Genomic DNA, 7,746 nt, shown 5'->3' with positions numbered 1-7,746 from the left:
TTTCGTCAGCTTGGGGATAGAGAGCAACGAGAGTTAATGAGCAATAAAAATTTAGCTTGGCGAGGGAAATAGTGCCGGGAATAAAAGCCGTTAATTTCTCTGTTTCTTCCAGATAAGATAACTCTGGTGGTCGATCGTATAAATAAAGAATTTGAGCTTTAAAAATTTGGTAGAAGCAGACGGCTGCCAAGGTGTGCTCGGTTTGACAAGTTACTAAAAAAGCAGCTTCATCTATTTCTTCTGTTGCAAAACAAAATTTATCGTGAGTTAAACCAAGCAGGTTGGCAATGAGAATTTTAGAGGCTAAAATACTATTTTTTGCCCAACCATTTTGAGTTTTTAGAGCGAATTGTAAAGCTTGAGAAGCTTCCTGTAAAAGAGATTCTAAATTTTTGCCTTGATAAATCAGGTTGTATAAGTTGTAGGTATAAGTATATCCAGTCACTTGAAAATCGCCAGCTTGCAGTGCCACATCAATTCCTTCAGCATTGATACTTTCACAAAGCTTGACGTGCGTCAGCCAAAGCGTAATAGAATTGTGAAATATACTTACGACAGCCTTGGACGGTAAATCTTTATACCGATCCGTTAGCTTCATCGCAAGGGAAATATATTCATAGCCCGATCGGTAATCCTGTAAGACATGAGCCAGAGTATGTGCCATAAAGCTATAGACTGTTGACGATACTTGGGTGTGACCGTATTTGAGGTTGAGATTGGCACCTTTAACTGCGATGATATATATCAGCACTGGATCTAACATCCAAGCCGTTGCATAAATGCGAGAAAGGATTTTTAAAGCAGCCCTTTTCTCTGGGATTTCCATTTCGGGGCTGTTATACAAAGAACTGATTTCTCGTGTCCCTATATTTTCTCGGTATTCGCTAACTTCGCTATCGAAGGCGGCTTGAAAGTTGTCTGCTGGTAGTTCGCTTCCCAAAAGTTTGAGCGCAGTTATCCCAAACTCAAGTGCATCTTTATATCTTCCTAATAAGGTATATTGATTAATCCCCAAATAGTAAAATTCTGCCCGCTCGACTGCCGATTTTGCTTGCTGGATTGACTGTTCGATTAAAGCTTGGGATTGCTCAAAATTTCCATTGATATACTCGACTTCGGCGAGTTCTTTGTAAAGGTCGATCGCCATCGCGTAATGCTGTTGCCAAATATCTCCCGGAAACACATCATTAGCAAGAATTAGATACTCTCTGGATGCTGCATAAGCAGTTGCTTCTTTGGCTTTTTTCCCAGCGCGTAAATTTAATTCTGCCAGTTCGATTTTTTCGCGATCGCTCTCTAGCAATCCTCGACCTTTATTGAGATGATCGACTAAGGTAAATAGGTTTTCTCCTAACTCTGCTTTACCGATCTTTTTCAGCAATAACTTGCCAATCTGAAGATGTACGGACTGTTTGCTATCTTCATCAATCAAAGCATAAGCTGCCTGTTGTACGCGATCGTGTTGAAACTTATATTCTTCGACGATCAATGCAGATGCGATCGGTGTTTCTGAAGAAGTAATTTCTAGAGATGAAGTTGGCTGAATCAAGCCTAATTGAATGGCTGGCAAAAGATTCTGAAAACTTTGAGCAGCAGAACTTTCACAAATTTGAGAGAGGATAGTGAGAGTGAAACTATTTCCGATACAAGCAGCCAAATATAAAGCTTGTTGAGTTACTTCTGGCAGTTTCTTCAGTTTGTCGAGCATCAAGTCAACTACATTCTCTGTGATGCCCAAAGCTTCAATTTGTGCGATATCCCACTGCCAAGATTTGCTAAAACGAGCGAAAGTAAATAAATTTTCTTGATAAATAGTTTTGAGAAATTCATTAATAAAAAAGGGATTTCCCAATGTTTTTTGATAAACCAATTCTGCCAAAGGTTGAACGCTGTCTCGCTCTTGGTGAAGCGCATCGGAAATCAGTTGACTGATTTGTTCAACTTGCAGAGGCGTAAGAATAATTGTGTTGATAATCGCGCCTTGTTCTTGTAAGCGATCGCGCATTTTGATTAAGGGGTGATTCAGATCGACTTCGCGATCGCGGTAAGCGCCTATGCAGAGTAAATACCCTAAATCGCGCTCGTTCATCATCACTTCCAGCAACTTTAGTGTTGCAGAATCAGCCCATTGCAAATCATCGAGAAAAATAACTAACGGGTGCGCTTTCTGACAAAAAACTCGCAGGAAATTTAGGAAAACACTATTAAATCGATTTTGCCTTTCTGTGGCTTCTAGAAGCTGCACGGGAGGCTGGGAACCGACAATTTGTTCGATTTCGGGGATTATATCGACGATCACCTGTCCGTTGGCTCCCAAAGCCGCCAGGAGTTTTTCTCGCCACTGAGCTAATTGGGCATCGTTTTCAGTTAGTAGTTGTTTGACTAAAGATTGAAATGCTTGGGCGATCGCAGAATAAGGAATATTGCGTTGAAACTGATCGAATTTTCCCGAAATAAAGTAACCCCGCTGTGCGGTAATTGGCTTATAAAGTTCTTGTACCAGCACTGATTTACCGATACCAGCATAACCTCCTACCAAAACCATTTCTGTTGATTTGCGATCGCTTTCTGACGCAATTCTTTGAAAGGTGGAAATAATGGTTTCTATTTCTGCTTCTCGTCCGTAAAGTTTTTGCGGTATTGTGAATCGATCAAAAATATCGTCGCGACCGAGAGGAAAATTTAAGATTTTTCCGTTTTGCTGTAATTGATGCAAACATTCTTCTAAATCTGCTTTTAGCCCCAAGGCACTTTGATAGCGATCTTCTGCATTCTTCGCCATCAATTTCATCACGATATCTGAAATAACCTGTGGTATTTCTTCTTCATTTTTGAATTTTGAACTTTGACTTTTGACTTGATTTGGCTGTTTGGCAATATGACAGTGAACTAATTCTAATGGCTCTTCGGTTTCAAACGGCAGTTTTTGGGTGAGTAATCGATAAAAAGTTGCACCGAGAGAGTAAAAATCCGTGCGGCGATCGAGGGAGCGATTCATTCTGCCAGTTTGCTCTGGCGACATATAAGCTAATGTTCCTTCTAAAAGATTGGGGTTTTTAATAGTTGGATTTTCGCGGGTAAATTTTGTGGAAATGCCAAAGTCAATAATTTTGATTTGTTTGGTTTGGGGATTGTAAACAATATTAGAAGGGTTAATATCTTTATGAATAATATGTGCAGCATGAATTTCGCTAAGGGCTTGTGCAATCTGGATGGCAACGGAGAGAAATTCTGCCAGCGAGAAGGTTTGAGATTGTAACAAAATATCGAGGGATTGTCCGCCAAAATCTTCTAGTACCATCGCCAGAGTATTTTTATAGGGCAATAATTCGTATGCTTTGATTACGCCATCGATTTGAAGGGATTTGGTAATTTCGTATTCTTGTTTGTATCGAGTTAATTCGGCGGGATTGGGATAATCTTCCTTGAGAATCTTTAGGATAACGGGATGATGGCGAGATTTATGGACAGCCCGATACACCAATGAATTAGAACTTTCGTAAATCTTGGAGAGAATCTGGTAGTTGTCCATATCACTCATTCCTGAATTCAGTTGTCGCGTACTAAGATATCTGACCCCGATACGGCGATAAATGACCGGGGGCGAAGAGGGTTAAAACAGCGATGAGGAGGGGCTTTGAGTCCTGTAGTATACCCCGGTGGCGGAGTATCACGATATGTGACCGCAGATTTTGAGCCAGAGATCCCACGCTAATTGACCGATAAACCAGACAGAAGGATTGGAGCAAGGTTTGCTACCGACCCATGATTTTGCGATTGCGCCAAGCGCAGCGCCAAAGGCGATCGCTACCGATCGACATTGCCTCAGAGCCAATTGCTGACGATACCCAATTAATAGGTACTGAAAGCCAAAGTAGTACCCATTCCCTAGCAGATACAAACAAACTGAGCAGATAGAATATTGCTGATTCCAGAGAATAAAAACCCGATTTGGCTGAACTACGAGATCTGTTACAAATTTTATAGATCGATCGTCAGGATTTTTTTCTGGCTTTTTTTGTCGCTCAACACGACTGTATTGTAGGGTAATGTATCCGTTCCCGGCGGAATTGGCAGCCTAAAATTGCGGCTTTTATGATCGAGTGAGCCTAAATCAATGCTTTTCGTTATATCGCCATCTGTTGCCAGATTTGCGGTAAGTTCGCCTTTATAATCTTCAATTAAAAAGTCTCTAAAAGAAACGGCTTCCCCACCATCAGGATCTAGACCAAGGATGACCGTACCGCTGAAAGTTGCGCCTTTTTGTTCTTCATGAACCGTTGCCATTGTGATTTCCGAGGGGTCTTGACCGGACATATCTGCCATAAACTTTTTCCTGAGCCAATTCTCAACAATTGAAAATGATTTTACAAGAGCGATATGGGCGAGCACAAAACTCTCAGGACGTATTTCTGCATCGGTCTTGCAATTAATTTTGAGGCCGTCATGAATGTTAGTAGCCAATATTTAAAGAAGTTATGGTTGGTCGCTTCAGTGAATAGTTGATTCTAGCGATCTGAGGGAGAAGGGAGAGGATGAGTATTAGTGTCGGAATTCGTTATATTAAACGACTCACGGATGATTTATTTGATTTGTCGGAGGCGGAACAGTCGTTTCAACGCTATCAGGCTTTTTACGGGATTGAGTTGGTGCAGGATGCCCACCGCTTGTTGCTAATGAATATGATGTTGCACGGGATTGAAGGGGCGGTGACTTTGGGGGATACGCTGTCACCGGATGGGCAGAAGTTGGGAAAGGCGAATGTGATTTTGACCAATCCGCCGTTTGGGACGAAGAAGGGGGGCGGGTTGCCGTCGCGGGATGATTTTACTTATCCCACGTCGAATAAGCAGTTGGCGTTTTTGCAGCATATCTATCGCGGGTTGTTGCTTGGAGGACGGGCGGCGGTGGTGTTGCCGGATAATGTGCTGTTTGAGGATGGGCAAGGGCGGCAGATTCGGGCGGATTTGATGGATAAGTGCAATTTACATACGATTTTACGTCTGCCTACGGGGATTTTCTACGCGCAGGGGGTGAAGACGAATGTGCTGTTTTTCCAACGGGGGTTGACGGAGAAGGGCAATACTAAGGATGTGTGGATTTACGATATGCGGACGAATATGCCCAGTTTTGGGAAGCGGATTCCTTTAACTCATGAGCATTTCCGGGATTTTGAGGGCTGTTATGGGGTTGACCCGAATGGGGGGAGTCAGCGGGTTGATTTGGGCGAAAATGGGCGGTTTCGCTGTTTTACACGGGAGGAGATTGCCAAGCGGGGGGAAAATCTGGATATTTCTTGGCTGCGGGATGAGAGTTTGCAGTCGGGGGATGATTTACCGGAACCGGAGGATAATTGCGGCGGCGATTATGGTGAAGTTGCAAACGGCGCTGGAGGAGATGGAGGCTTTGACAGTTCTGCTGGAGGGGGATACAGAAAATGAAGATAATGAGGATGTGGTTGAGTTATCTTCTCTGGATGTTTGATAGGAGTATTTGTTTTTATGGAATTTACTTTAACGCCGGAAGTAGAACAGTTTATTCAAAGTCAGGTGACGAGTGGTAAATATGGCTCTGCTGGGGAAGTGATTCTGGCAGGAATTAAGTTATTGGAGGAACGGGAACGCATTTATCAAGGACGGTTTGAGGAGTTGCAACGAGAAATCGCTATTGGGATTGAAGCGGCTGAACGGGGTGAAGTGGTGGATGGGGAAACGGTTTTTCGGAACTTGCAACAGAGGTTGCAACAACGTCGCCAAGAGGCGGGACAATGAGCAATGTTTGCAGGTTTACGGTTCCGGCGAGTCGGGATATTGAGAAGATTATCGACTACATTGCGGATAACAGTAGTTTTGATGCGGCGGAGCGTTTTCTGAAGAAAGTTAATGATAAGTGCAGAACTTTGGCGAATTTTCCTAATATGGGACGGAGGCGAGATGAATTAGCTCCATTATTGCGGAGTTTTCCGGTTGATGATTATTTGATTTTTTATCGTCCAATTCCTGGGGGAATTGAGATTTTGCGGGTGGTAAGTGGTTATCGGGATTTGCAGGCGCTTTTTGATGAGTCGGATGAGGGGTAATTGAGCAAGTTTTTAATGTTTTTCAGGGTTAGGAGAAAGTGATGAGTATTGAAGAAGCGATTTTAGAAAAGGTGCGAGTTTTACCGCCTGAAAAGCAACAGGAGGTTTTAGATTTTGCGGAATTTTTAGCGCAAAAGATTGAGGTTACTAACAGTTCAATTAAGGGAAGTTTTCAAGATGAACCGTTTGTCGGAATTTGGCGGGAACGGGAAGAAATGAGCGATAGTAGTGCTTGGGTGCGTCGCACTCGTCAGCAGGAGTGGCAAGGGTTAGAATGAGTCAGCGAGTGTTGATTGATACGGATGTTTTGATTGATGTCAGTCGTGGCATTGAAGGAACGCTGGCTTTATTGGATACTACTGAAGCAACCGCTACTCTAGCTGTTAGCGTTATCACTCAAATGGAATTAATGGTCGGATGTAGGAATAAATCAGAGCAACAAGTTATAGAGCGTTTTTTGAGTCGATTTGAAGTAATTCATGTTAATGAATCTATTTCAAATCAAGCGGTTGAGTTGTTGCGTCAATATCGCTTGAGTCACGGTTTATTGATTCCCGATGCGTTAATTGCTGCTACTGCTTTAGTAACTGGGTATCCTTTGCTAAGTAAAAATCAAAGTGATTATCGCTTTATTCAAGGTCTAAATCTTTTACCATTTAATCCATGAGTTACGAATTAATAGAATTGCCTGAAGGGTGGAATATAGTAAGTATCCGAGATATCACTCTGCCTTACACAACGTTACAACCAAATAAAGAGCCTGAAAAGCTTTTTAAATATATTGATATTAGTTCAATTGATAACACTAAACAAACAATTACCGAGCCTAAAATCTTTCTTGGGAAAGATGCTCCTTCCAGAGCGCGTCGCTTAGTTAAAAAAGGGGATATTCTATTTTCAACAGTCAGAACTTATTTAAAAAATATAGCTTGTGTACCTCCTGAATTAGATGGAGTCTTAACATCAACTGGGATTGCTGTTCTTCGCGCCGCTCCGGGAATTTATAACAAATTTTTATTTTATTTCGTTACATCTGATGAATTCATTCGAGAAATCAGTGGAGTTATGGATGGAACACTATATCCTGCTGTTACTGATAGTGATGTTGCTTCTGCTCAAATTATTCTTCCTCCACTCAACGAACAGAAGCGAATTGTTGCGAAGATTGAGGCGTTGAGGGAGAGGAGTCGGAGGGCGAGGGAGGCGCTTTTTGAGATTCCGGGGTTGTGCGATCGCTTCCGTCAATCCGTCCTCGCCGCCGCCTTCCGAGGCGACTTAACCGCCGACTGGCGCGAACAAAACCCAGACGTTGAACCTGCATCAGTTTTCTTCGAGAAGATCTGGAACAAACGTTATTACCAACAGGAGAAACATAAAAAGCCTGAATTGCCAGATCTAGAGATATTACCAGAAATACCATCTAATTGGAGTTGGGTTACAGTTGAGCATTTAGGCATTGACGGTGAACAGACAGTCCTTACAAGCCCTTTCGGTGCAACTTTGGGGCGTGAAGACTTTGTTGAGAGTGGAGTTCCTGTCAGGGTGTGGTCAAAAGTAGTTGGTGGGTGCGATCGCTAATCTTAAGAGGAGGTAAAATTTGAGACAATAATCATGAGGATAAGATTGAATCAAAGGGTAGTCAGGCTGAGCAATGCTCAGCCTGACTA

9 protein-coding genes are annotated in these 7,746 nt (G+C 42.6%); 7 read left to right on the top strand and 2 right to left on the bottom strand.

Features of this window, described 5'->3' with window-relative positions:
• On the bottom strand, positions 1-3,532 hold a 3,532-nt coding region (locus IQ264_RS30275), incomplete at its 3' end, for an ATP-binding protein (protein WP_228061932.1).
• Between the two features lie 233 nt (positions 3,533-3,765).
• On the opposite strand from IQ264_RS30275, the gene IQ264_RS30270 reads away from it, so the two are divergent.
• A complete protein-coding gene (locus IQ264_RS30270; protein WP_193986041.1) occupies positions 3,766-3,918 on the top strand; it encodes a hypothetical protein in 153 nt (50 codons plus the stop codon).
• A gap of 63 nt (positions 3,919-3,981) precedes the next feature.
• On the opposite strand, the gene IQ264_RS30265 is transcribed toward IQ264_RS30270, so the two are convergent.
• The gene (locus tag IQ264_RS30265; protein WP_193986039.1) at positions 3,982-4,326 is read right to left on the bottom strand and encodes a hypothetical protein; all 345 of its coding nucleotides are present in this window, start codon (positions 4,324-4,326) and stop codon (positions 3,982-3,984) included.
• A 209-nt stretch (positions 4,327-4,535) separates the two neighbouring features.
• Here IQ264_RS30265 and IQ264_RS30260 point away from each other — a divergent pair, with 209 nt between their 5' ends.
• From IQ264_RS30260 to IQ264_RS30235, 6 genes are read left to right on the top strand one after another with little or no spacing between them, the layout of a single operon-like run.
• Positions 4,536-5,441: an HsdM family class I SAM-dependent methyltransferase gene (locus IQ264_RS30260; protein WP_228061931.1), complete on the top strand. Its 906-nt coding sequence runs from the start codon at positions 4,536-4,538 to the stop codon at positions 5,439-5,441.
• Positions 5,442-5,501: 60 nt separating this feature from the next.
• Positions 5,502-5,771 carry a type II toxin-antitoxin system ParD family antitoxin gene (locus IQ264_RS30255; RefSeq protein WP_193986037.1) on the top strand — a complete coding sequence of 90 codons (270 nt, stop codon included), beginning with the start codon at positions 5,502-5,504 and terminating at the stop codon, positions 5,769-5,771.
• Positions 5,768-6,079, top strand: coding sequence for a type II toxin-antitoxin system RelE/ParE family toxin (locus tag IQ264_RS30250; protein ID WP_193986035.1), 312 nt, complete (start codon positions 5,768-5,770; stop codon positions 6,077-6,079). The genes IQ264_RS30255 and IQ264_RS30250 overlap by 4 nt, the downstream gene beginning before the upstream one ends.
• Before the next feature lie 41 nt (positions 6,080-6,120).
• Entirely contained in the window at positions 6,121-6,357 is a 237-nt protein-coding gene (locus tag IQ264_RS30245; protein ID WP_193986033.1) for a DUF2281 domain-containing protein, read from the top strand.
• Entirely contained in the window at positions 6,354-6,746 is a 393-nt protein-coding gene (locus IQ264_RS30240; protein ID WP_193986031.1) for a type II toxin-antitoxin system VapC family toxin, read from the top strand. Before IQ264_RS30245 ends, IQ264_RS30240 begins: the two co-directional genes overlap by 4 nt.
• On the top strand, positions 6,743-7,657 hold the full coding sequence (locus IQ264_RS30235) for a restriction endonuclease subunit S (protein WP_193986028.1): 915 nt from the start codon (positions 6,743-6,745) through the stop codon (positions 7,655-7,657). The genes IQ264_RS30240 and IQ264_RS30235 overlap by 4 nt, the downstream gene beginning before the upstream one ends.
• Positions 7,658-7,746 lie beyond the last annotated feature (89 nt).

Origin of the sequence: [Phormidium] sp. LEGE 05292 (genome assembly GCF_015207735.1) — a bacterium.
Lineage (GTDB): Bacteria > Cyanobacteriota > Cyanobacteriia > Cyanobacteriales > Aerosakkonemataceae > Floridanema.
Note: the sequence above shows the minus strand (reverse complement) of the source record. Positions and strands in the feature narration are given on the sequence as shown.

Bases quoted from the DNA above. Each gene is read 5' to 3' on its own strand.
- IQ264_RS30270 (WP_193986041.1), top strand. From the start codon at position 3,766: ATGATTTTGCGATTGCGCCAAGCGCAGCGCCAAAGGCGATCGCTACCG.
- IQ264_RS30265 (WP_193986039.1), bottom strand. From the start codon at position 4,326: ATGGCAGATATGTCCGGTCAAGACCCCTCGGAAATCACAATGGCAACG.
- IQ264_RS30260 (WP_228061931.1), top strand. From the start codon at position 4,536: ATGAGTATTAGTGTCGGAATTCGTTATATTAAACGACTCACGGATGAT.
- IQ264_RS30255 (WP_193986037.1), top strand. From the start codon at position 5,502: ATGGAATTTACTTTAACGCCGGAAGTAGAACAGTTTATTCAAAGTCAG.
- IQ264_RS30250 (WP_193986035.1), top strand. From the start codon at position 5,768: ATGAGCAATGTTTGCAGGTTTACGGTTCCGGCGAGTCGGGATATTGAG.
- IQ264_RS30245 (WP_193986033.1), top strand. From the start codon at position 6,121: ATGAGTATTGAAGAAGCGATTTTAGAAAAGGTGCGAGTTTTACCGCCT.
- IQ264_RS30240 (WP_193986031.1), top strand. From the start codon at position 6,354: ATGAGTCAGCGAGTGTTGATTGATACGGATGTTTTGATTGATGTCAGT.
- IQ264_RS30235 (WP_193986028.1), top strand. From the start codon at position 6,743: ATGAGTTACGAATTAATAGAATTGCCTGAAGGGTGGAATATAGTAAGT.